The organism is Priestia iocasae (assembly GCF_016909075.1).
Lineage (GTDB): Bacteria > Bacillota > Bacilli > Bacillales > Bacillaceae_H > Priestia > Priestia iocasae.
In genome coordinates, this window is record NZ_JAFBFC010000002.1 from 179,250 (window position 1) to 202,479 (window position 23,230).

At 39.6% G+C, this 23,230-nt stretch carries 22 protein-coding genes; 8 read left to right on the forward strand and 14 right to left on the reverse strand.

Annotated elements, in window-relative coordinates; all coding sequences use genetic code 11:
* Window positions 1-331: 331 nt before the first annotated feature.
* Together JOC83_RS06035 and blaOXA are read right to left on the reverse strand one after the other, a co-directional pair.
* Complete coding sequence (locus JOC83_RS06035; protein WP_205185297.1) at window positions 332-604, reverse strand: barstar family protein; 273 nt, start codon at window positions 602-604, stop codon at window positions 332-334.
* A gap of 219 nt (window positions 605-823) precedes the next feature.
* Window positions 824-1,630, reverse strand: a complete 807-nt coding sequence (gene blaOXA / locus JOC83_RS06040) for a class D beta-lactamase (RefSeq protein ID WP_419095359.1) — start codon at window positions 1,628-1,630, stop codon at window positions 824-826.
* A 790-nt stretch (window positions 1,631-2,420) separates the two neighbouring features.
* Between blaOXA and JOC83_RS06045 the strand changes: the two genes are divergently transcribed.
* Both JOC83_RS06045 and JOC83_RS06050 read left to right on the forward strand, forming a co-directional pair.
* A complete protein-coding gene (locus JOC83_RS06045; RefSeq protein ID WP_205185300.1) occupies window positions 2,421-3,692 on the forward strand; it encodes a S8 family peptidase in 1,272 nt (423 codons plus the stop codon).
* 396 nt (window positions 3,693-4,088) lie between these two features.
* Window positions 4,089-4,334 (forward strand): hypothetical protein, encoded by a 246-nt coding sequence (locus tag JOC83_RS06050; protein ID WP_205185302.1) that lies wholly within the window; start codon window positions 4,089-4,091, stop codon window positions 4,332-4,334.
* A 291-nt stretch (window positions 4,335-4,625) separates the two neighbouring features.
* Here JOC83_RS06050 and JOC83_RS06055 read toward each other — a convergent pair whose 3' ends face one another.
* From JOC83_RS06055 to rpiA, 4 genes are all read right to left on the reverse strand, one after another.
* Window positions 4,626-5,996: a PTS ascorbate transporter subunit IIC gene (locus JOC83_RS06055; protein WP_205185304.1), complete on the reverse strand. Its 1,371-nt coding sequence runs from the start codon at window positions 5,994-5,996 to the stop codon at window positions 4,626-4,628.
* Window positions 5,997-6,023: 27 nt separating this feature from the next.
* Window positions 6,024-6,305: a PTS sugar transporter subunit IIB gene (locus tag JOC83_RS06060; RefSeq protein WP_205185306.1), complete on the reverse strand. Its 282-nt coding sequence runs from the start codon at window positions 6,303-6,305 to the stop codon at window positions 6,024-6,026.
* A 14-nt stretch (window positions 6,306-6,319) separates the two neighbouring features.
* Window positions 6,320-8,389: a BglG family transcription antiterminator gene (locus JOC83_RS06065; protein WP_205185309.1), complete on the reverse strand. Its 2,070-nt coding sequence runs from the start codon at window positions 8,387-8,389 to the stop codon at window positions 6,320-6,322.
* Between the two features lie 194 nt (window positions 8,390-8,583).
* Window positions 8,584-9,252 carry a ribose-5-phosphate isomerase RpiA gene (rpiA, locus tag JOC83_RS06070; RefSeq protein WP_378913299.1) on the reverse strand — a complete coding sequence of 223 codons (669 nt, stop codon included), beginning with the start codon at window positions 9,250-9,252 and terminating at the stop codon, window positions 8,584-8,586.
* Between the two features lie 153 nt (window positions 9,253-9,405).
* Here rpiA and JOC83_RS06075 point away from each other — a divergent pair, with 153 nt between their 5' ends.
* A complete protein-coding gene (locus JOC83_RS06075) occupies window positions 9,406-10,659 on the forward strand; it encodes an MFS transporter (RefSeq protein ID WP_205185313.1) in 1,254 nt (417 codons plus the stop codon).
* A gap of 44 nt (window positions 10,660-10,703) precedes the next feature.
* Here the strand turns inward: JOC83_RS06075 and JOC83_RS06080 are convergent, their stop codons facing one another.
* From JOC83_RS06080 to JOC83_RS06100, 5 genes are all read right to left on the reverse strand, one after another.
* Window positions 10,704-11,732 carry a transcriptional regulator gene (locus tag JOC83_RS06080; RefSeq protein ID WP_205185315.1) on the reverse strand — a complete coding sequence of 343 codons (1,029 nt, stop codon included), beginning with the start codon at window positions 11,730-11,732 and terminating at the stop codon, window positions 10,704-10,706.
* 207 nt (window positions 11,733-11,939) lie between these two features.
* The gene (locus tag JOC83_RS06085; protein WP_205185317.1) at window positions 11,940-13,064 is read right to left on the reverse strand and encodes a glycosyl hydrolase family 8; all 1,125 of its coding nucleotides are present in this window, start codon (window positions 13,062-13,064) and stop codon (window positions 11,940-11,942) included.
* Window positions 13,065-13,182: 118 nt separating this feature from the next.
* Window positions 13,183-14,469, reverse strand: coding sequence for a glycosyltransferase family 2 protein (locus JOC83_RS06090; RefSeq protein ID WP_205185319.1), 1,287 nt, complete (start codon window positions 14,467-14,469; stop codon window positions 13,183-13,185).
* The gene (locus JOC83_RS06095; protein ID WP_205185321.1) at window positions 14,462-16,183 is read right to left on the reverse strand and encodes a polysaccharide deacetylase family protein; all 1,722 of its coding nucleotides are present in this window, start codon (window positions 16,181-16,183) and stop codon (window positions 14,462-14,464) included. Before JOC83_RS06095 ends, JOC83_RS06090 begins: the two co-directional genes overlap by 8 nt.
* 149 nt (window positions 16,184-16,332) lie before the next feature.
* The gene (locus JOC83_RS06100) at window positions 16,333-17,454 is read right to left on the reverse strand and encodes a response regulator (protein ID WP_205185323.1); all 1,122 of its coding nucleotides are present in this window, start codon (window positions 17,452-17,454) and stop codon (window positions 16,333-16,335) included.
* Window positions 17,455-17,791: 337 nt separating this feature from the next.
* Between JOC83_RS06100 and JOC83_RS06105 the strand changes: the two genes are divergently transcribed.
* A complete protein-coding gene (locus JOC83_RS06105) occupies window positions 17,792-18,784 on the forward strand; it encodes a histidine kinase (protein ID WP_205185325.1) in 993 nt (330 codons plus the stop codon).
* Between the two features lie 26 nt (window positions 18,785-18,810).
* Here the strand turns inward: JOC83_RS06105 and JOC83_RS06110 are convergent, their stop codons facing one another.
* Entirely contained in the window at window positions 18,811-19,473 is a 663-nt protein-coding gene (locus JOC83_RS06110) for a haloacid dehalogenase type II (protein WP_205185328.1), read from the reverse strand.
* 214 nt (window positions 19,474-19,687) lie between these two features.
* On the reverse strand, window positions 19,688-19,855 hold the full coding sequence (locus JOC83_RS06115; protein WP_205185330.1) for a hypothetical protein: 168 nt from the start codon (window positions 19,853-19,855) through the stop codon (window positions 19,688-19,690).
* Between the two features lie 140 nt (window positions 19,856-19,995).
* On the opposite strand from JOC83_RS06115, the gene JOC83_RS06120 reads away from it, so the two are divergent.
* Window positions 19,996-20,445 carry a staygreen family protein gene (locus JOC83_RS06120; RefSeq protein ID WP_205185337.1) on the forward strand — a complete coding sequence of 150 codons (450 nt, stop codon included), beginning with the start codon at window positions 19,996-19,998 and terminating at the stop codon, window positions 20,443-20,445.
* A 168-nt stretch (window positions 20,446-20,613) separates the two neighbouring features.
* The gene (locus JOC83_RS06125; RefSeq protein WP_205185339.1) at window positions 20,614-21,051 is read left to right on the forward strand and encodes an SRPBCC family protein; all 438 of its coding nucleotides are present in this window, start codon (window positions 20,614-20,616) and stop codon (window positions 21,049-21,051) included.
* Window positions 21,052-21,138: 87 nt separating this feature from the next.
* On the opposite strand, the gene JOC83_RS06130 is transcribed toward JOC83_RS06125, so the two are convergent.
* Window positions 21,139-22,044 (reverse strand): DMT family transporter, encoded by a 906-nt coding sequence (locus JOC83_RS06130; RefSeq protein ID WP_205185343.1) that lies wholly within the window; start codon window positions 22,042-22,044, stop codon window positions 21,139-21,141.
* A gap of 246 nt (window positions 22,045-22,290) precedes the next feature.
* Between JOC83_RS06130 and JOC83_RS06135 the strand changes: the two genes are divergently transcribed.
* Both JOC83_RS06135 and JOC83_RS06140 read left to right on the forward strand, forming a co-directional pair.
* Window positions 22,291-22,869: a TetR/AcrR family transcriptional regulator gene (locus JOC83_RS06135; RefSeq protein ID WP_205185346.1), complete on the forward strand. Its 579-nt coding sequence runs from the start codon at window positions 22,291-22,293 to the stop codon at window positions 22,867-22,869.
* Between the two features lie 13 nt (window positions 22,870-22,882).
* The gene (locus JOC83_RS06140) at window positions 22,883-23,230 is read left to right on the forward strand and encodes a DMT family transporter (protein ID WP_205185348.1); all 348 of its coding nucleotides are present in this window, start codon (window positions 22,883-22,885) and stop codon (window positions 23,228-23,230) included.

The window sequence follows — 23,230 nt, forward strand, 5'->3', positions numbered from 1 at the left end:
TACTGAATCACTACTCTTTTATCTTACAAGCATTTATTTCCAAGTAGTGTAAGGATTGGATGACAATTGTTAAACTTCTCCATATTTCGACTCTTTTTTGAAAAAAATGTAACAAATAAGTAAATTTTCATCTCTCATATGAATGATTTGTAGAGAAAGCAGTGACAACGTAAAAGATTATCACGTCAAGAAGATGAACTGTAAGGAGATAGAAAGACAGCTAAAAGTCTACATTGATGGTACGTTTTTTGATGAAATCACTGTAAACGTTAATCAAAAATGAGTACTCATCCTAACCTAAAAAAAAACGATGAGAGTCCCTCATCGTTTTTTACTCTACCTGAAACTCCAATCCATCTACTGACTTCGCTGCATCTCTCATTCGTCCCGCTACGAAATTCGCACGCTGTCCAAGACGGTTTAAACTTTCATTAAAATGTAACCATTTAATCGTTAATGGAACGGTCACGTATTCTGTTAAACAATTAAAAAGTGAATCCATATTCGTATCATCGTAATCTGGAAAGTCCAGCTGTTCTTTAACATATTGATGAAGCTGTTCGATTGTTTGTAAGTCCTTGCCGTTTAAAATAAGTTCGGCCATCAGAACGTCTCCTTTTTCTTCATTTATAGAAATGTCTCTACACCTTTATTGTACAAGGAATTTCTCGCTATGAATGTAAGGATTTCATGACTTTTGTTAAGGTTTTGTATGTGGACGAACGGACTGTAAAGACTTCTTTAAAAAGTGGACAGTTTATAAACAAACACTTAACATCGAATGCTCGTTTTAATGTATAAACAAACAGATATCAACTTTTCTCTATTCATTCATAAAACCGTTTTTCGTTAAAATGTTCCTAGTGATACGCTTCGCATCAGCCGATGTTCCGTCAATGTTCGTCGCAAACACATACGTCTTTCCATTTACATCAAGATAGCCAACATACCAACCAATCCCGCTGCCTTGACCTGTTTTTCCGTATAACGTATAGTCTTTTCCTTCTGCTTGAACCATCATTCGTTTCACCGTTCTCATCACATCTAAATCAAAGGGTAGCGTTTCGTTGCTTAATTGTTCAATAAAATCCACTTCCTCAACCGGAGAGATTTTTAATGAACGACTTAACCAAAACTGATCAATGCCACCACTAAGATCTTCATTTCCATACGAAAGCTTTTCAATCCACTCTTTCATTGTTGCCTCTCCGATGTCACGAGCCATCTCTTGATAGTACCAAACAACGGAGTTTCTCATCCCAGACCCTAATGTATGGTCTTGATTCCACACAGGAATTTCTCGCTCCACACCGTCCCACTCTTTGATTTCATATTCATCGTCAACAGCCCCAACCTGTAAACCAATTAAAGCATTTGGAATTTTAAACGTTGACTCCGGTGCTGTTCGTTTGTTTGCTCGTTCTTCATTGTAGACAAATGTTTTGCCTTTTTTCACATCTCGTAATACAAATGTTCCATTATAGCCTGCAAACTCTTCTTCTACCTCCACTTTCATCACATGTTGATCATTTTTTTTCGCTTTTGCTAGCCGTGGTGATTCTACATACATACCTAAAGTGACAATGCCAATCATGACAGCAAATGCTGCCACATTTTTTATCCCTTTCATCTTCTCTTCACCTCATATCAAATGTGATTACGACATGAGCGTATCACACTCATCATGAAATGATTATAGAAAGAACATCATATTTCCATCATAAAAGACAGATTATTCAGTCAAATGAATGAAAGCATCACGAGACAGCCATTAAAAGTGTATGAAAGGTGTATGTATGAGTATTCCTTCCCTCTTGTTTCACCTTCATTTCTCCACTTAATGCAACTAACCTCCATTTTCCTCACTCTTACCACAAACATTATTCCACAATTTCAATATAAGGGACTTTTTACCTAGTTGAACTTTGTGAAAAATTTGTATGATTTTTCAACAACCTATTGATGTGACAGGAGTTCTGACATTTCACAATCCATTTTATGGTTACTATCACTAAAAGGAAATATTATGTAAATAAAATTAAAAATAGAAATTATTGTAAATAATATCATCCTATTTATCTATTATTCGTTTGATTATATAGCCAAATTCAAAGAAAACATTCAGAAGAAATCCTATCAAAACTTTTTTTCTCCTATTTTTATTTGTGAACATTTTGTGTCAAAATCCTTTTGTAAAGAATGATAAGCTCATTTAAAGTTTTTTACATGTTTGTTATATAACTAGAAGAATGGTGATTTCTACTAATCTATTTTCTATAATCAGATTACGACATAGCGAACAAGCCTTTTTTCAAACAAAACATGAAGTAAGCGCTTCGGGTTTGGAAATCGACATGTTCAACATGAAGAAGCCATCATTTAGTCATATCTGAGAAATAGAAAGTGAGAGGAGAAACAAAATGACAAAGAAAAGAGTAGTAGGTTCAGCAGTTCTTAGTTTAACGTTAGGCTTATCTGTATTTACGGGTAGTACATTCGCACAAGGTGTAGAAGCGAAGAATGCAAAAGGCTTAGAAGAGTACCGTGTATTAATCGAAGGTACTAATACCGAGAAACAAAAGGTAAAAGCACAACATAAAGCACGCTGGGACTTCAGTGGTGAAGGGTTCACAACGACGGTAAATGCGAAACAGTATGAAGCATTATTAAAGAATAAAAACTTAAAAGTAACAAAAGTAGAGCAAGTGCAATTAGACACACCTTCTGAAGTAGGTCCTATTAAAGCATTAGCAACTTACCCAAGTACACAAGCTCCATGGGGAATTAAAGCAATCTACAATGATAGCACTGTTCAAAAAACGTCTGGTGGTAGCGGGATTAATGTAGCCGTATTAGACACGGGTGTGAACATTAACCATATTGATTTACAAGGACAAGCTGAACAATGTAAAGACTTCACACAAACAAGCTCTCAAATTGTGAATAACACTTGTACAGACCGTAACGGACATGGAACGCACGTTGCAGGTACCGTATTAGCGAACGGTGGAAGTGATGGAGCTGGTATTTACGGTGTTGCCCCAGATTCAGATTTATGGGCATACAAAGTATTAACAGATAGCGGATCTGGTTATTCAGATGATATCGCTGCAGCAATCCGTCATGCAGCGGATGAAGCAACTCGTACAGGTACAAAAACAGTGATTAACATGTCTTTAGGTTCATCTGGTAAAGATTCATTAATTTCAAGTGCTGTTGACTATGCATACAGTAAAGGTGTGCTTGTTGTAGCAGCTGCTGGTAACGATGGGTACGGAGCTAATACAATCGGTTATCCTGGCGCATTAACAAAAGCAGTAGCCGTAGCGGCATTAGAAAATGTTCAAGAAAGCGGTACATACCGTGTTGCGAACTTCTCTTCTCGCGGAAATCCATCAACAGATGGTGACTTCTTCATTCAAGAACGTGACGTTGAATTATCAGCACCAGGTGCTGGTATCGAGTCTACTTGGTTCGATGGAAACTACAAAACAATTAGCGGTACGTCAATGGCTACGCCACACGTAGCTGGTCTAGCTGCGAAAATTTGGGCATCTAGTCCATCACTAAGCCACACTCAACTTCGTACAGAGTTACAAAACCGTGCGAAAACAGTTGACATTAAAGGTGGTTACGGAGCAGCAACAGGTGACGATTATGCATCTGGATTCGGCTTCCCGCGCGTGAAGTAACCTCTTACTTATCCGAAACCCTCTGAACCCCGTTGGTTCAAGGGTTTCTCCCCCTAATAGAAAAGCGAGAATGTGCTCAAGCCATGCACGATTCTCGCTTTTTTTTTATGAAAAACACTAACTAATGAAGGGGCTACCCACTACAAACGAGTAGGCTTACAATTGATCGTTTTCATCTATTCACTCATCTCTCTTTACCAATCAAATCACCTAAAATATTGAACAACCTTCCCTTTTCCATCGTTCACGTCCACTTCTGCATATGTCCACAATCAATGTCATATACAACCGGTTCATCTATAGAATTGAAAGGTGATCGGCCGAAAGCTAAACTTTTTAGACTATCTCAAGGCTTGGCTCAATATAGTAGAACAAAAGAGATAAGGAGGTTGGCTTATGGAAAAAACAACAAAAGCCATTGAGCAAGCGGAGCAATTTAAACAACCAGAGGTAGCAAATGCTATCGACGTGGTGACAGCATGGAGTGTCCCGCTCTTTTCATTTGTGCTTGTCGTGATTGGTGTTCTTCTTTTACTAAAAATGAAATCTGAAAAACAAACGTTAGCGGTTGGACTATTCATTACGGTCGTGGGCCTTGTCGGGAGTTTGTGGTTGATAGTTAGTCAGAGCGGATTGGGTTGAGTTGATGTTCAGATAGGAGGAAAAAATCCAGACTGAGAATCGTCTGGATTTTTGTTATTTTCTTGCTATCTTTTTTTTCGTTTTCTGTTGCTGAACAGCCTTCACAATGGCTTTTTAGTTAGCTTGTAGTATGGATTTACATACTTCACTTTTCCCCACTTGACCAAATTGTTTGTGAACACCTATTCTTTTTAGGTGAGTGGGACAGTATTTACTTAACACTTCAGCCACCGCACTTCCTATACATATGCATGTGGTACAACGCTCATAAAACCCACATCTTCAAATGCATTATGCACCAACTTGTTCACTTTGACTTTTATTCTTTTTAAAAAAGCCTAGTAAAGCAACAAGTAGAACAAGCACTACAACCATTACAGTTACGCCAATTGCACCTAAGGAGTTCGCAACATTTCCTAATAAAATACCTGTGACTGCAAAATCTGCGTCTGAGAACGTTGTGCTTGCAAAACCTAAATCTCCAAGAACTGGCATTAAAAAGACTGGAAGAAATGTGATGATGAGTCCGTTCACAAATGAGCCAATTGTTGCACCTCGAACACCACCTGTTGCATTTCCGAACACACCCGCAGTTGCACCTGTAAAAAAGTGTGGGACAACACCAGGTAGGATAATAACTGCACCGCCTACTCCTAATAAGAACATCCCAACAATTCCACCTAGGAAGCTACAGAAGAATCCAATTAATACAGCGTTTGGTGCATATGGAAAAACAATTGGACAGTCAAGAGCCGGCTTTGAATTTGGGACAAGTTTGTCTGAAATTCCTTTAAACGCAGGAACAATCTCAGCTAAGACAAGTCGAACACCAGATAAGATGATAAATACACCAGCAGCAAATGTAACCGCTTGAACAATTGAGAAAACAAGGTAGTGATTTCCGTTACTAAGCTCTGATTCTACGTAAGATGGACCCGCAAAGAGTGCGATGATGCCATATAAAATAGCCATTGTAAGCGCAATTGTAACTGAGCTATCACGTAAAAACCCAAGGCCCTTTGGAAACTTAATGTCTTCAGTCGAACGCGATCCTTTTCCAACTACTTTACCTACTAATGCTGATAATGCATATCCAACACTCGAGAAATGACCAAACGCAACTTTATCATTTCCAATGATTTTCCGCATAAACGGTTGAACAATTGCTGGAAAAACAGCCATTGTTAATCCAAGCGCTAGTGAACCGACGATGATTAATGCTGCACCACTTAACCCTGCTACAACGAGGATAACAGCAATAATACAAGCCATGTATAATGTATGATGTCCCGTTAAGAAGATATATTTAAAATTCGTAAATCGAGCAATTAAAATATTGGCAATCATTCCAAAGAACATAATGAGTGCTGTAGCTGTTCCGTACTTAGTGAGCGCCATCGCAACAATAGCCTCATTATTAGGAACAACTCCATTTACGTTAAACGCCTCTTCAAACATCTTTCCAAATGGTTCAAGAGAACCAACTAAAATTCCAGCCCCTGCAGCAATAATGATAAAACCTAAGAATGATTTTGTTGTGCCTTTGATAATCTCACTTGCTGGTTTCTTTTGAAGCACTAAACCTATGAATGAAATCAATGCAATAAGAACCGCTGGCTGACTTAACACGTCTATCGTTAGCTTTAGTAATCTTTCCCCCATTTCATCATCCCCCTCTATTTATCTAAGTTACAGAATGGCTCTTTGTGTAAGATCAGCTGTTAATTTTTCTCTTAGCTCATCCATATCAATAATGCTGTTAAGAACAAGTACATCTCCTAAAGGCTCCACGCTCTCGGCAATATCTTTTGCGACGATAAAAAGATCCGCCATATCAGATGTTGCTGAACTAACATCTGAATGATTTACTTCTACGTTTGTGACGCCTAACTCTGCTAAAATACTATTAATATTCATTTCTAACATAAAACTACTTCCTAATCCTGATCCACATACAGTTAAAATTTTCATGTTCATTTCCTCCTTCAATTCGTTGATAATGCTGAGTATTCGTCTACTAATTGAATAACTTCGTCTACCTGGTTTACTTCCTTTAATTGTTGCAAATGCTCTTTTTTACTTAATAATTTCGTTAATTGAGATAGAGCGGTTAAATGTGTTTTATTATCAATCGCAGCAACACAAATGATTAATCGTACAGGATGCTCATCATTGCCTAGAAAATGAACAGGTTTGTTGAGCTTGAGAAAACTCATTCCTATTTGATTGACTCCATTTTCAGGACGAGCATGTGGAATAGCAATTTCAGGACCGATGATAACGTAAGGACCTAGCGTCTTAATCGTATGGATCATCGCCTCAATATAAGAAGATTCAATAGCTTTGTTATTCATTAGTGGAGTTGCAGCTACTTGAATAGCTTCTTCCCAATCAGTAATTTCATCTACAATTTGGATGGTTTCTTTTGTTAATAACTCTTTTAGCACTGGTCGTTTCCTCCTATTACTATCATCAACTTTTTGATGCACAGTCCATTTACTTAAAGCTTCTTTCAATCCTCTTTCATCAAATACATCTGCATGCTTTTTTATTACCTTAATTAATTCTGGTACCGATAGGTTATAGTGACTGATTCCAAAAAGATGCTGATATACTTCATTGACTAAACGACTCTTCTCAGTCGGAGTCATTATCGGCTTTACGTGAAAATACAAAGCATTTGTTTGGAGAAAAACAGTTGAAAAGATGAGCACATCGTCTTCTAATGTTTCATTTTGAAATTCGTGTAGGGACATCGTTCGTTCGACATTTACTTCGGAAAACAATGAATCTAGCTGGTTCTTTACCATTAAAGACGAGCTGACTCCACTTGGACAGACAACAATAGCTCGCTTTTTCTTTGGAGTCATTCTCTTTGGTTTTTCAAGCAATGCACCAAAGTGAATGGTAATAAAACCAATCTCTTCTTCAGATATCGTAATATTCAAGAGCGATTCCAATGGTAAAAGGAGTTCCTCTACAATCATATACAGCTCTTTATGCTCATTCTTGATTTCTTGAAGAAGTGGGTTACTAATTGGAATTCGATATTTCATGCGAAAGTAAGCAGGCTTTACATGCCGATACAGGGTTTGGATAACATCACTTTTCTGCTCAAACATGATGCATGCCTTCGTTTCAAAATCTGAGACTAATCGTTCACAAATTTTAAAGAGAAGATCATGTTGAACAGATAGATTTCCAAGTGATAAACCTAAGAGCTGAACAATTAAATAGCACACTTCTTCTTCCACTATTTCTATTTCTAACAACCGCATCATTCTTTCTGTCACTTTTCTCATCGGATCTTGTGCTAATACTGCAATTTCATCAGAGTGAAAACGGACAAACTTCTTTTCTTGTTGTCTATAGTAATAGAAAAGGAGAAAGGAAGAGAATTGAGTCAGGCGTTCCTCCACAAATTGAACATCACATTCTTGTTTAATAGTAGCTAACGTATGGTCAATTTGGTCAAGGCGATTTTCTCGTTCTGCCATTTTTAAGATGTATTGAATAGATGCTTCTCCATAAGGCTTCTGTAAAAGTTGTGTCACGTATTCAAGTACAACTACTCGCTTATCAAACTCGGTTCCTTTCAGGTGATATCCTCTGTGCCGTGTGTAGTCAATTTTGACAACGAATGGAGTAAGAAGCTCATTTGCTTTTTTCACATCCGATATCACCGTTGATTTACTCACTTGCAAAAGTTGAATAAGGTGAGCTAACGATATAGACTCCTGACGAACAAATAAGAACAAATAAATAGCTATCATGCGTTCCTTTTCTGTAAGTACAAACTGACTTTCGTTTTGAAGTTGTTGCTGTTGCTGTTTTCGTATATACTCTTCAGAATCAGGAGGAACGGTTATCATTTGAACTCGTTTATACTGAATGGGAGGCATATGATGCTGTTTAAGCCAATGATTAATTTTTTCTAAATCATAAGAGATTTGTCGCTTCGTCAGCTTCGTTTCAACCACTAGTTGATTCATTGTAGGGCCCTTTACACTCAACAAGTGATGTAATAGAATTGCTGGTCTCTCTTCGGTTATCATAACTAAAACCTCCTATTGTCATCATATAATAAAACGCTTTCATAAAGTGTGGTCATTGAGAACAATGTTTGTTAAATCTAAACTACAAAATTACACCAACAATAAAGTGTTAAACGTTTATCATACCATTAAGCTGGACTTTTTTGGTAAACGTTTAACCCAATAAAAAAAGCCAGGCTTCTTTGCCTGGCTTTTTACAACACTTGAATCTTCCCTCGCTTCACCGTAATCATTTTATCTGTCATTCCAACAAACAAACCGTTTTCGACTACTCCAGGAATGGAGTTGAGCATTTGTTCGAGAATGTGGGGGTCTTCAATTGCATGGAAGTGAGCATCAATGATGTAGTTGCTGTTGTCGGTGATGAACGGGGTGTGATCCTCCTTCAATCTAAGGCGCGGGACACAGCCAAGGTCGCGGATGTGTTTGGCGGTCATTTCCCAACCGAACCGGACGACTTCAATTGGAAGTGGAAACACCCCTAATGTATGCACCATCTTTTTCGAATCGGCAATCACAATCAATTCATTCGACGCATTTGCAATAATTTTTTCACGAAGAAGTGCGCCACCTCCACCTTTTATGAGCGCACGATTTCTATCTATTTCATCCGCTCCATCAATGGCGAGATCAATATGAGAAATATCAGCAAACGACACGAGCGGAATGCGAAGCTGACGAGCTAATTCTTCTGTTTGTCGAGATGTTGGTATCCCTTTAATGGCAAGCCCTTCTTGTATCCGCTTTCCTAACGCCTGCAGTGTGTAATAGACTGTTGAACCCGTCCCTAATCCGACAACCATTCCATCTTTTACATAGTCTGCGGCCTTCTCTCCTACAAGCTGCTTTTCAATCAACGTCATCACATCCTTTTTCATAGTGTACCCGTTTTAAATAAAAAGCTAAACAATGAAAGAATGTGTTCCTATATGAATAAAAATAAATTGACAACTATTGGATAGAAGCTTACAATTCAACCATTCTAGTAAGCTTTCATCGAAAGAAGGTGCGTAAACATGGATGTTTACATTAATTCGAAAGAAGCAAGACAGAAACTATATAAGCGTGTGTTAGTTGTAGTGAGCTTATCGCAAATTTTCGGTGGAGCCGGTCTTGCGGCAGGGATTACTGTCGGAGCACTGTTGGCTCAACAAATGCTTGGAACCGATGCGCTCGCTGGACTACCAACTGCTTTATTTACAATAGGGTCTGCTTTAGCGGCTTTTATCGTTGGAAAAGTATCACAGCGACACGGTCGTCGCATTGGCTTGACCGCTGGATTTTTAACAGGGGGACTAGGAGCCATAGGTGTCGTGATCGCCACATTACTAAATAGTGTGCTGCTTTTATTTTTATCTCTTTTTATTTATGGAGCAGGAACCGCTACAAACCTACAGGCTCGCTATGCTGGAACCGACTTAGCAACGAAAAAGCAGCGTGCCACTGCCGTAAGCATTACGATGGTGATGACAACCTTTGGAGCGGTAGCCGGTCCGAATTTAGTTGATGTCATGGGCACATTTGCGCTTTCCATTGGTGTTCCCGCACTTGCTGGTCCGTTTCTTTTATCTGCCACTGCGTTTATCGTAGCAGGACTTATTCTTTTTATGATGCTTCGTCCAGATCCATTAACCATCGCAAAACAGCTAGATCAAGCACAAGAGAAAACAGACGTCGTACACAGCACTTCAAATAAACGAGGATTGACTGTTGGTGTGACCGTGATGGTGCTTACACAGATTGTCATGGTAGCCATTATGACGATGACACCTGTACATATGATGCACCACGGTCATCATATAGGAGACGTTGGGCTAGTCATTGCTTTTCATGTTGGCGCGATGTATCTTCCTTCTCTTTTCACTGGTCTATTGGTTGATAAACTCGGACGAACGACAATGAGCATCGCGTCTGGTGTAACGCTTTTACTAGCAGGATTGGTTGCGGCACTCGCACCCGCTGACTCGATGACGCTTTTAATTATCGCTTTATCGCTACTTGGATTAGGATGGAATTTTGGGTTGATTAGCGGCACCGCTCAAATTGTTGACGCAACCGAACCTTCAAACCGCGCCAAAGTACAAGGAAACGTCGATGTACTTATCGCGTTATCGGGAGCTTCTGGTGGCGTTCTTTCAGGCATGGTCGTCGCACATTCTAGCTATGCTTTCTTATCGATTGCCGGTGGACTTTTATCCCTTCTTCTCATCCCTGTAGTCGTTTGGTCTCGGAGTGAAAAATCGGTACCGAATGTGAGTATGAAAGGCTAAAAAAGAGAGTCAAACCTTTTGACTAGGTTTGACTCTCTTTCTGTTTAAATGACATTTCGCCTGACAAGCTCTGCTTCTGCTAATAACGGATACAAGTTATCAAACATGTGCGTGTCGTGATTAGCAAGGGTGACGTAACCACCGTAATACGTATTGGCTGCATGGTTTTCTCGGAACTGAATCATGCGGTTATACATGTTCACAGCCGTATCCGTTTTTCCTATTTTAAGGAAGTACAAAATCGTAATGCCGTATAAAGCCGGAGATTCATAGCTTACAAGAGGCTTCTTTGTGTGAAGGTCGTACTGACCGTATAATTTGCCGTTCTTTAAGAATTCAGACTCGATCCAGTTAGCAAGCTCCATTTTCGGCACGCCATTTCTTGATAATTGAAGCGCTGCATACGATTGGTCAATCATGTTAATGCGTGTGTCATAGCGATACACCTGTTTAGAGATGATGTAGCGTTTTGGTAAGAAGCCGTTCTTTGATGGAGCATTTGTCGCTACAAGTAATTGGCGATCTGCTTCTGCTTGGGGGATGATGCCGTATTGCACCATTTTATTGAAGGCATAAGGATTGAGGTAAGAAAGAGTCACTTGATTGCCAACCCAGTCGTTGACAATATCATAGTAATCACTGTAAATTCCTTTTTTCTTTTGATATTGCGCCAAGCCACGCGCTAATTGATCAGCAGTTTGTTTATAAGAAGACATGCCCCACTTTTCATATGCACCGTATAATACTTCTATTACTTTCAAATCATCGATGAGTGCATTCGTCGTAGAGTTCTTCGTCCCGTCTGATGCGAGCTTCCAATAGAGTAAGTGCTTCGTGGAGTCTTTGTAATAGTCATTGACGAGCTGAGCTTGTCCATCAAACTCACGTTGTTTTCCTTGAATAAGCAAATACTCCATCCATAATCCAATCGATTCCGACAGTGCTTCTCTTCCTAATGCATAGTTAGGATCAACTGTCGAATTTGGCAGTCTGTAAGTCGCAAGTGTTCCATTTGGATTCACCATATGCTTATTAATAAAACGCTCGGTCGAATACGCGCTTGCTTCTGACATTGAAAATATCCCGTTAGTTAACGAGAATAGTAGAGTAAAGCAAAGACTTAGTTTTACTAGCATACCTCGAAACAATGATTCATCTTCCCTCTCAGTTGTTTATTTTCATAGAATTTCTTCTATCTACTCTAGTATATGGAACGAAATAAAAGAATGTGCATCATGGTAGCATACTGATGCACATTCTTTTATCTTACATGACTGTCTCTATGGGTGAAGCTTTGTTTCTAGCAACCCTCTCTTCACCAATTCATCTTCTGCTAAGAGAGGAAAGAGGTTATCAAAAATATGTGTATCTTTGTTTTCGAGTGTCACATAGCCTCCGTAAAATCGACTCATTGGGTTACTTGTACGAAAGGCAATCATTCGCTCATACAATTCTAGCGCTTCTTTTAGATAGCCAATTTGTAGAAAGTATAAAATGGTAATCCCATAGAGTGCTGGCGATTCATCGTTGGTTAATGGATGTTTATTCCGTGAATAGGAACCAAATAGTTTGCCGTTCCGATCAAACTCTCCGTACACCCAATCCGCATACTCCGTGTGCGCTTCTCCAATTGTCGCTAAATGGTACGCGATGTACGATTGATCAATCAGATTAATTTTTTTATCATAAATAAATGCTTTCTCTTCGACTTGATAGTTTTTTGGAAAAAAGCCGGCTTTTGTTGGGATGTCTTTTAAAAAATGAACCATTCGCAAATAATCACTTCTTGGTAGCTTGTGATACTTTGTCATGTAAAAGAACGCTTCTGGAATGATATACGATAGTGTGATTTGACTGCCTAGCCACTCATGCTTCATGTCATAATAATCCATGAACATCCCTGCTTTTTGCTGATACGTGATAACTGCCTTTGACATTTCATCAGCAAGCTTTCTCATTCGCAAATCTTCCCACTTTTCATAGGCCATGTACAATGCTTCAATGACGCGTAAATCATCAATAAAGGCATTCGTTGTCGCATTGATTTCACCGACTTCTCCTATCTTCCAATAAAGCAACTTTTTTTCCTTATGAAGAAAATGCTCATACACGACTGATAGGTGTTGATCAAATGCTTTGTATTGATTCGTTCTGACTAAATAATGAAGCCATAAGCCGCTTGATTCCGATAAGGACTCCCGTCCAAGCGCGAACTCGTCATTTTTTTCATCCGTTTGATTTCGGTACGTCGCAATGGTGCCGTTGTCATTGATCATATGCTTTTTCACAAATTGTTCCGTTGCGTATGCTTTCTTCATATCCCACCTCTTTTTAACGTAATGGCCCCCGCCGATTAAGATACTAGCGAGTGATAAGAGGATTAAGATGCGCTTCATTTGTTTCATCTCCATCCGTCTCCTTCTTAAGAAAGGAGCTGAGTTAAAAAGAGGAAAAGAACGCTCCTTTTTGACTCAGCGAGCGACACTCTTTACTAATCTATGGCTCAGCCTCTTCGTTTAATCATTATGAAACTCCACGTTCCTTTTCGACCTGTGGCTTTTGTTCAAAGCGAGCGGTTTTGTACCATTTAATCTCCTGCTTGAACACCATACGCTTGAACTCAAGGAAGCTTGCATGGATGACTAACAAAATCCAAATTTGCGAATACGTGAAATACATTAAAAAGAGAACGAGTACATTTTTTACCGTCAGTTGATTCGTTTCAATCGCAAGGGCGAGCGACACCTGTGTTAAGAAAATACAAAAGGCTAGAACCATCAACGTTAGCATCGTTCCTCCATGTTGGAGATGTAAATCAAATAGAAGATTCGCAATAAGGAGCCCATTTGACAGCAGCACCCCAACTAAAAACAGAACGTACGTGTAAAACAAATAGATTAAATCAATGTAGACTTTTTTATGCTCAAGATTCCGAAAACCTTTCACATACTTTACCACAACATATAAATTGCCTCTTGCCCATCTCGTGCGCTGCCTCCACCAAACACGCCACGATTCAGGCTCTTGTTCCCACGTAATGGCTCGCGGATAAAAGCGAATGTAATAGCCTAAATTGTAGACGCGAATGCTTAGCTCTGTATCTTCCGAAAGTGCTTTAACATCCCAGCCGCCTAACGATTCTAAAATGGAGCGACGAATCGCAAAGTTTGTTCCTGGGATGGTGCACATTTTAAACCAAAACCAGCGACCCGCTTGTGCCATCCATTGAAAACAAAGCGTTTCGATATTGATAAATCGTGTTAACAAATTTTTCGTTGCATTCACAACACGAAACTTCCCTACCACAGCACCTGCTTGTGGGTCCTTCATTAACGCGACAGCTAAATGATAAACTGCATACTTTTCAGGCATATTGTCTGCATCATACACTACAATCACGTCGCCCGTTGAGTGCTGAAGTCCTTCATTCAGCGCGCTTGATTTTCCTTTCCCTTTAAAAGGCTCTCGCGTTTCGACGACTTTGATATTCGAGTAACGAGACGCGAGCAGCTGACAAATAGGTGTCGTCTCATCACTACAATTGTCATTCACAACGATAATCTCAAGCTTATTTTTCGGGTAATACAGCTTTGTCATAGCGATGAGTGTATCATAAATGACGACTTCTTCATTATGAGCTGGAATTAAAATCGAAACAGTCGGAAGCGCCTCATCAGGCACCACTTTAAATGTTTTCGATCGGCGGAAAAACGAAAGCGAATGAAAGAAGCCACCTTGCATTAAGCCTATGTGATAGATTAACATGCACCAAATCAATATCGATGACAGTGAAAACACGTAGTTAGTCAAAATGGCCCTCCTCCTCCATCGTTTTTCGACGAATGTACATCACACTAACTAAAGACGAGACAATCGCAAAGATCGCAATGCCACCTGCTGCAAGGAGAAAGTTTCTTTGAAAGAATGACAGCAAATTTTTTGCTTTGTACGTCGTCATCGTCGACTCATCCGCAACCACTACCGCTCCTTCGTCTGATATAATCGTCACGTTTGACACACTTACTTCATTGGGCTCGCTTTTCAAATCAAACCATTTTATTCCTTCAATTTTATTCATCCCTTCAACGTACTCTTTCAGTAAATCCACCCCTAGAAAAGGATGATAAAATCCACCTAATACGGTATCGGAAAAGTTCTTATAATAATCTGCTCTCTCAAGCATAAGATGAACGTCGGCGAGTTCTCCATGCTCTACGTACCCGAGGGTCTCAGGAATTAGCTTCATGTCATTCATAAATCCCGGATAACTTGTATACGTTGGCGAGTACATATGCTTCCACGTATCATCTGACACTTGAACTTGACCAATGTACGTCGAAAAATGATTGGATAAAATGGAGTAGCCGTTTTGTGACATCGTATAATGTGGCGCTTCAAACGCAAGGGATATTAAATCGTGCGCATTTAGCTCTTGCACTCCTTTTGTGATCTTCGTTGTCATGTATTTCTTTTCATACGCCTTCCCTTTTTTCACATACTCTTGGTATTCCTTAAAGGTAGCGAAGTCCGCTTCTCGTTTTACTTTGTTATTTTGATCCTTTGGTGCAAAGATTGGCGCATTATTATCAACATCCCAAAATTCAAATCCTTCTCCTGTTTCATGATCACGGTATTGATGCGTGTAGCCGTGAAGGACGATGCTTGCTCCATTTTCTTGCATATACTTTAGCGCTTTTACGACTTTCGGTGAATCGAGCATATGATATTGCACTTTTGTTTTAGGATTTTGGTACACAGGAATCACCGTAATCATATAAGGGACATTTTGTTCTTTTAAATACACTGCGATGTCCATTAATTTTTTCGGATCCGACAAAGGATGTACGTCTTCTAATCGTAAATAAGCCACCTTTTCATCCCGCTCTCGCTCTTGCTTGAAGAAGTCAAATAAGCTTTCCCCAATAAACGGTCCAACGTATTCATTCAGTGAATGAGTCGCAGCATACATATGTGGACCATCCTGAATAATAGCTGGATAAGAAGAGCCTTTGTACAGAGCATTCATCACCACTTTGCTTGTTGCATTTGGTGTGATATTAAAGAATGTTTGCTCAATGTCTAGCTCTCTCTCAATGCTCGGTTGATGAAAAAGAAGGCGTTCCACGCTCACTTCTTGCTTCATTTGAAACGTGTTTTTCAAACTTGGAAACTGATCTGTATTATAGCCTAAACCGTACACAGGTCCTTTGAATCTCACTAAATAATCAATCGCTTCCTTGTTTATTTTTTCTTTTTCTAAGCCTACATACACAATGTGTGTGATACCACGAAGGGTCGGGTCTCCTTCTAGCTTTTGAATGTTTTGTGTGATCACTTCCTTTGAAAAATGACCAAGAAGAACATCCATAATCCGCACTTCCTCATTTACTTTTTGCTCAAATGTACTATATAGCAATAAGACCTTTCTCGAATCGAGTTTCTCTTGAGCTGAAGCGGTGTAACTTGGCGACATCACAAGTAGAAACAAAAGAACCATGACGATACCTGCTTTACATTTGTGCATACTCTTATCCTTCCCCCCTTATGCGTACATGACTTTTGAAGCATATCTCTAGAACCATCATAAAAAGACGACCTCAACAATTTCTCAACAACGAACAGACCGTTCTAAACAAAAAAAAGACGAAACACTTGAATCTGTGTTTCGTCTTTTTATGTGGCTTTAATGCCTTTATACCATTGTTGAATCGATGCGCTCGGTGTCTCATCAATGTCTGATAATGCTTTTTCTAAGGCTTTGTAATAGTAGTTCACCGCTTGATACTCATGCTCTTTTTCATAAATTTGCATCAGTGCATAATAGGGTTGTTCGGATAAGGAATCTTGTTCACAAATTAATTTATACCAATGAATGGCTTCTTCTACTCGCTTGTTACCGTGAAACCATTGAGCCATTTGAAGCGCTGTTTGAACCCATAGCTGCTGAAGACGATATCGCTCTGCTTCAATCCACCAATAATCATAGTTAGCTAGATAGGAGCCATCATAAAGCTGCATGTTCTCTACCCACATATGAATGTTCTCGTTGGTTACCTTTCCTAGTGAGATAACCGCTTGCTCCCACTCTTCTACGTCCACGTTTACGTTCGTCAACTGCATGACGTAGCCTTCTGTATAACTTTTAATGCTAAATGCATCGCCATACTTTTTTAATAGCCTTCGCGTATAGTATATAGCCGTATAGAGCTGAGAGTAGCCTTTGTCTACTTCACTATCTGGCCATAATAAGTCAACGAGCTCATCTTTTCGTACCATCACGCCTCGATGACGTAGTAAATACAAAAACAATTCCAATGATTTAGCCGTTCGCCAGCTCATGACTTCGCACTCTCCGTGCTTTTCAACCGTTATTTGCTTACCTAATCGAAGCAGAAGCGGTGATTCGTCTACATGTTGGGGAACGACTTTTGGTATCAGCATCTGTTGGACGATTCGCTGAATTGTATTTTTCAAACGATCAAGTCGAATCGGCTTAACGACATAATCGATTGCATTTAGTTCAAATGCTTGTACAGCGTACTCCTGATAAGCGGTCACAAATACAATGATGACGTCTGGCTTTTGTTCAATAATTTGTGAAGCCAAATCAATGCCATTGACTTCTGGCATTTGAATATCTAAAAACACCACATCCACATCTGCCTTGATCACTTCATCTAATGCTACTATTGGATTTTCATATTTTCCAATGATGTCAATGGCCACCACTTTATTTAGCTGCCTCTCCAAATAATCCAATGCTAAATACTCATCATCAATTAAAACCGCTCTCATACAAGCCTCCTTCTCTCTTTTTACTACTATCACTATTCTATGTTCATCAAACGAAATATATAAATCTTATTCCTTCTCAAAAAAGAAGGCCTCACAACCGTCACTTACGGTTTTGACCCTGTCCTTCAAGGGAATCATACCCTTAGGTCTAAAATGGATTTATCTATTTTTCGGTATAAAAGTTCAAAATTCCTAGTACAATTTTATTGTTTGAGAATATTTTCCTTTCTGCGTGTTGAAAATCTTTCATTAACTCTTTCAAATTAATTCAAAGTATCATAGGATATGAGATAGAAACGAACAAAAGAGCGTTCAATAAAGATGAGGGGGGTTTGAGATGAAGACAGCACAAAGGCAAGCGATTTTACTCATCGACCACGATGATCAAATCATGAATCTATTAAAAAAAGAAGGCTATCTCGTCACCCATATGGGCTGTACGAATCATGCCTTGCATCAATTACATAAGTGGGATGTTGTTATTATGAATCCGATATTAAAGGACGAGTGTGGCTATGCGTTTTCACAAAAAGTACGGCAACACTTTTCACTATGTGAGCGCCCTATTCTTCTTTTACTTCCTCACGCCACACCCGATGAAATCAACTATGCATTTCAATCAGGAGCAAACGATTATGTGAAAACACCAGTGAACAAAATGGAGCTTTTGCATCGGGTGAAGGCTTTGCTTCAGCTTAAAACAGCTTCTGAAGAGCGCACTCGCTCAGAGACCGAATGGCTCCGCGCTCAAATTCAACCTCATTTTTTATTCAATGTCTTAAATACCATTGCGTCATTAGGCGAAATAGATACTGATCGGATGGTACATTTGCTTGATGAGTTTGGACACTATTTAAAAAGCAGCTTCGATCCGCTTAATTTACAGCTAACCGCACCCATTGAGCATGAACTCGACTTGTTACGTGCATATGTATACATTGAACAAGAACGTTTCAGAAAGCGCCTTCATATTCAATGGGATTGTGAAGAAGAGCTGTCTTTTTCCTTGCCCCCGCTTTCCATTCAAACACTCGTCGAAAATGCGATTAAGCATGGTGTGTTAAAACAAGCAAAAGGCGGTACAATTATTATTTCCATGCAACGTGAAAATGAAGCCGTTCGTGTGACTATCACAGACGATGGTGTCGGAATGAGTGAACAACAAGTTGAGCAAGCTCTCACCACTCATGCTACAAAAGGATTCGGTCTTGCTCATACACATCAACGCTTAAAGCGATTATACGGTGAAGGCTTGCACATTCGAAGCACCTTAAACGAAGGAACAACAATTTCATTTAGCGTGCCGGTAAACGAAAAGAGAAGGGAATAGTCCCTTCTCTTTTTGTTTGCAACTCTTCACTTTTTCACTAAATCAGCCAAACTCTGAATGACTACATTCGGTGCGAGCTCAAGGTGCTCGGCTACGTTATGCTGACGGTTTACCCATGCAGTTGAAAAGCCATAATTTTTTGCACCAGCAATGTCCCATGTGTTTGACGATAAAAAGAGCACTTCCTCTCGCTCTATGTTCAGCTTGTTCTTTGCATAATGATAGCTTGCCATCGTTGGCTTGTATTGCTTGATTTCATCGACTGAGATGACATCTTGAAATAAATGCTGCATGCGGTGGTAGCGAACGAGCGGTTCAATCATATGCTTAGGTCCGTTTGTAAAAATCGCAAGCGTATAGCCCTTTTCCTTTAAGTAGGTCAACACTTCTTTGACTTCGTCATACACATTCAGCTGTAGATACGCATTCATTAATTCTTGTTCGGTTTCTTCTGACATAGCCGCCTCACATGCTTCTACTGCATAACGAAGCGCTTTTTTCGTCAGCTCGTAAAAGTCGACGTACCTCCCCATAAGCTGGTGCTGCATCGCATATTCAATCTGCTTTGTCCGCCACAGCACACTAATGCGCTGACCGATGTCAGGATAGTACTCATTACACTTTTTCACAACAGAATGAACATCAAATAACGTTCCATATGCATCAAAAATAATTGCTTTTGGCTTCATCGTTCATCACTCCCTGTTCCCTATTTTACCCAAAATGTCCATACCGAAACAATCAAAAAGCACAAGGCAACAGAAGCTGAACTCATGGAAGGTCATTTCGATGTGAGTCTCCTTCGTGCAGCCCAACTTAGCGCTCCTGTTAGAGTCATACGATGAATACAAAAAAGAGCGATATTTCTTAACCGTTCTTATCATGAAAGCTGATGAACAAGCATTAAAACACATCAAATGCCATCTGTAATGCTGCTAAAAAACCAGCAAAAACAAGCACAGTCACAATGGCCTCTTTCCAGTCAGGTCGTTCTCCTCGAACAAACTTGGCGATATCATACGATAGCATTGCGGCTAGTAAAATCGATAAAATAACATAAATCGGCTGCACGTCTCTTTCCTCCCTGTCTTTCTTCTTCCTCTACTCTATCACACTTTCACTAAGCCATCTCTAAAAAAAGATGAACACTCTTGGTCGCAAACAAGCCCTGTGCGCATAAACTGTGTAAAAGATTGAAAGGATGAATCACCTTGACAACATTGAATCCTCAAAAGCTTAGTGTGACATACCGTCAAGGCGTGACCGCTCTCCATCCTGTTATCTGCAGGAAATATACTCTTACGCATTCGGATGAAACTGCCGAGTTGTTTTTATTCGTAGATCACCAGTTTGCAACCGATCAAATTGGACCGATGCGTGATGAGGTATTTGCAGAATGGCTTCAAAAGGATGGCGCCTGCATGCTTTATGTGTACGTATTTGTTGGCAACGAAAACATCGACAAGTCAATTCAAGCCATTCGATACACCATTTTCAAAAAAGAAATGCCCCTTGCTCTGCAAGCCATTCGATATGGCGATCAAATGTTTTTCAAACGCTACTCCCCACTTGATTCCGCTCCTATTTTTGTTCACTTTCACTCCAATGACCCAAACTTTCATACAATTGAATACTTTGGAACCCCTTCGATGTATGCCTAATTTTTCATCTAAACAGGGGAATTGAACACAAGTATGCCCCAAGGTATACTTGTTTATTTTTTTAAGACATCATCACTCAAAAAAGAGAAAGCAGAAAAACGACTCACTCCTTCTACGTCACTTCATGGTACACTGTTTTTAACTAGGTACGACGAAGGAGCGATTATTATGTCAGCATTTCAAGATCACGTAATTGTCAATGTTCCGTTAGAAAGAGCATTTGCATTTGCTTCTAACATGGAACATGCACCAAAAATGATGAAACACATTTTAAAAGTAGAGAAGCTAACAGAAGGGCCCATTCAAGTAGGTACATCGTATAAAGAAACAAGAGCCATTCGCGGAAAAGAAGCGTCTGCCATTCTTACAGTTGTTGAATTTGTACCAAATGAACGCTACTCCGTTCAAAACGAGGTACAAGGCTTAGAAACCATTTATCACTATCGATTTGAAGGAGATGGAGAGCGCACTCACATTCATTTTTCATGTGACATTAACGCCTCAACATTCATGATGAAGCTCGTTAAACCACTCTTTACACGGATTATAAAAAAAGAAGATGGCAATCATCTACAAGAAATAAAAAAAGCAATCGAGAACGAATAAGCAAAAGAAGGAATGGCGTTAAAGGAACTCTCCCTTTAACGCCATTCCTTTCTATCTATTAATCTCTTGAACAGCTTCGTCCTTTTTCTACGCTTTAAACACGACTTCTTTTCTCTCTTTCTTCACCCACGTCGCAATCACTACGCCAGCGACAATAAACAATGCGCCCACAAAAAAGGAAGCTTCCAACACTTCATTTAGCAATAACCACCCGAAAAACGCACCGACAATCGGTTGAAAAAAGAAAAACAAGGAACCAACACCCGCATCCATTAATTCTAACCCCTTGTTCCAAAGAAAGAAGGCACCAGCAGTGGAAACAATGCCTAAGTAGAGAACACCGAAGATGATGAGCCCATCAAGCTCTCCTATCCCCACACGGCTCATCTCCATCATCATAAATGGAGTCGTAAATAAACACGCAAACAAGATGGCATAGGTCGTAATCGTTAAGCTTGAATGACGCTTTGCCGCCACTTTTACATACACTGACAACAGCGCCCACGTAACCGCTGCAAGCACTAAAATCCAGCTGCCCACATGTTCACTCCCAAGGTTCTTATCTACTCCTACAACAATGACAACGCCACCTGTCGCAAGGATTAGAGATAACCCCTTTCGAATCGTCAATGCTTCATGTAAAATAAACCGCGCGAATAACACCATAAATGCTGGCGTCGCTGATGTAATAAGCGCTCCTGTATGTGCATCCGATAGTTTTGTTCCAATAAACTGACAAGCAATTGACACAAAATATCCAATGAACCCAATCCATACAAACAAGCCCCAATCACGCTTTGTTATCATGACTTTTTGTTTTCTCGTTGACCACTTTACTAATGTCATTAACACGACAAGTCCAATGACATAGCGAAGCCAAACGAGTGTCATTGGCGGAATCTCCTCTAACACATACTTGCTGACTACATACATCCCGCCCCATATGCTAGCGGCTAGCGATAAACAAATGGCACCTACAACCGTTGATTTCATCTACATTCCTCCGTCTCTTTTTTTATGAATAAAAAAAGACGAGGTTCTACTGTTCGCCTCGTCTTAGAAGCGAACAACTGGCTGGTCATTTTCAAATAACGCGTCAAAGTACATGAGCCATCTCCCTTTCTTTTATGTATATTTTCATTATACTAAACTGCAAGCTTGTATTGGGCATTTTATTGTGATAGAATCACCTTGCCTACCGAACGTTAGGTAGTTAAACGAAGCAAAGCAGGTGATTCTTTGTCTACAGTTGAAAACATCAAGCTCGCTGGGCGCACGTTATTTGGGCAAAAAGGATATAACGGTACGTCTCTGACCGACATTGCCACAGAGGTTGGCATTAAAAAACCATCTTTGTACGCGCATTTTAAAAACAAAGATGATTTATTTTTAGCTGTTGTAATGGACTTAATGACTATCTTTTTAGCGGAACTCGAAAAAAGCTATAACCAACACAAACAAAAAAAGACAAAGGAACGTCTACAAGCCTTTTTGTTTGATTCATGCACCTTTTTACAAAACGAACAATTTGGTCCACTTTATAAGCGAATGATCCTTTTCCCACCTGAACATTTACATGAAGAAGTGAAAAATCGCTTTTTAAGTACAGAAGCCTATACAAACGACGCGCTTAAAGAGCTGTTTCAAACAGGCATGGAGAATGGAGAGATTCGCAAGCTTAACATTGACGCACTGATTAATAGCTTTTACTGTCTTACAGATGGGCTATTTATTCAGCGCTTTTATTACGATGAAAAGCGCTATGAACAAAAAATAAACGATGCCTGGACAATTTTTTGGGATGGAATTCAAGCATAAAGGAGTGTTAAATATGGGATGGATTTATTTAATTATTGGCGGAATAACTGAAATCGTATGGGCTATTGGATTAAAATACTCACATGGATTTACTGAAACTGTTCCAAGTATTGTAACGATTGTGTTTATTACGATTAGCTTTTATTTATTTGCAAAATCGCTCTCGATGATTCCAATTGGAACGGCATACGCCGCATTCACAGGAATTGGCGCGGCCGGAACAGCTATCATTGGCATGATCTTTTTAAACGAAGGTACAAGTATAGGAAAGATTTTCTTTCTAACACTGATGATTTTCGGCATTATTGGGTTAAAGCTTGTTTCAAACGACGAGCCAAAAGCAGAAACGGAGGCATCTTAA

Excerpts from the sequence above, each read along its gene's own strand:
- JOC83_RS06110 (WP_205185328.1), bottom strand. The coding sequence starts at position 19,473 with ATGAAGCCAAAAGCAATTATTTTTGATGCATATGGAACGTTATTTGAT.
- JOC83_RS06055 (WP_205185304.1), bottom strand. The coding sequence starts at position 5,996 with ATGGGGGAAAGATTACTAAAGCTAACGATAGACGTGTTAAGTCAGCCA.
- JOC83_RS06065 (WP_205185309.1), bottom strand. The coding sequence starts at position 8,389 with ATGATAACCGAAGAGAGACCAGCAATTCTATTACATCACTTGTTGAGT.
- blaOXA (WP_419095359.1), bottom strand. The coding sequence starts at position 1,630 with ATGAAAGGGATAAAAAATGTGGCAGCATTTGCTGTCATGATTGGCATT.
- JOC83_RS06050 (WP_205185302.1), top strand. The coding sequence starts at position 4,089 with ATGGAAAAAACAACAAAAGCCATTGAGCAAGCGGAGCAATTTAAACAA.
- JOC83_RS06125 (WP_205185339.1), top strand. The coding sequence starts at position 20,614 with ATGTCAGCATTTCAAGATCACGTAATTGTCAATGTTCCGTTAGAAAGA.
- JOC83_RS06095 (WP_205185321.1), bottom strand. The coding sequence starts at position 16,183 with ATGCACAAATGTAAAGCAGGTATCGTCATGGTTCTTTTGTTTCTACTT.
- JOC83_RS06080 (WP_205185315.1), bottom strand. The coding sequence starts at position 11,732 with ATGTCAGAAGCAAGCGCGTATTCGACCGAGCGTTTTATTAATAAGCAT.
- JOC83_RS06105 (WP_205185325.1), top strand. The coding sequence starts at position 17,792 with ATGAAGACAGCACAAAGGCAAGCGATTTTACTCATCGACCACGATGAT.
- JOC83_RS06075 (WP_205185313.1), top strand. The coding sequence starts at position 9,406 with ATGGATGTTTACATTAATTCGAAAGAAGCAAGACAGAAACTATATAAG.
- JOC83_RS06035 (WP_205185297.1), bottom strand. The coding sequence starts at position 604 with ATGGCCGAACTTATTTTAAACGGCAAGGACTTACAAACAATCGAACAG.
- rpiA (WP_378913299.1), bottom strand. The coding sequence starts at position 9,252 with ATGACGTTGATTGAAAAGCAGCTTGTAGGAGAGAAGGCCGCAGACTAT.
- JOC83_RS06045 (WP_205185300.1), top strand. The coding sequence starts at position 2,421 with ATGACAAAGAAAAGAGTAGTAGGTTCAGCAGTTCTTAGTTTAACGTTA.
- JOC83_RS06130 (WP_205185343.1), bottom strand. The coding sequence starts at position 22,044 with ATGAAATCAACGGTTGTAGGTGCCATTTGTTTATCGCTAGCCGCTAGC.
- JOC83_RS06060 (WP_205185306.1), bottom strand. The coding sequence starts at position 6,305 with ATGAAAATTTTAACTGTATGTGGATCAGGATTAGGAAGTAGTTTTATG.
- JOC83_RS06140 (WP_205185348.1), top strand. The coding sequence starts at position 22,883 with ATGGGATGGATTTATTTAATTATTGGCGGAATAACTGAAATCGTATGG.
- JOC83_RS06100 (WP_205185323.1), bottom strand. The coding sequence starts at position 17,454 with ATGAGAGCGGTTTTAATTGATGATGAGTATTTAGCATTGGATTATTTG.
- JOC83_RS06085 (WP_205185317.1), bottom strand. The coding sequence starts at position 13,064 with ATGAAACAAATGAAGCGCATCTTAATCCTCTTATCACTCGCTAGTATC.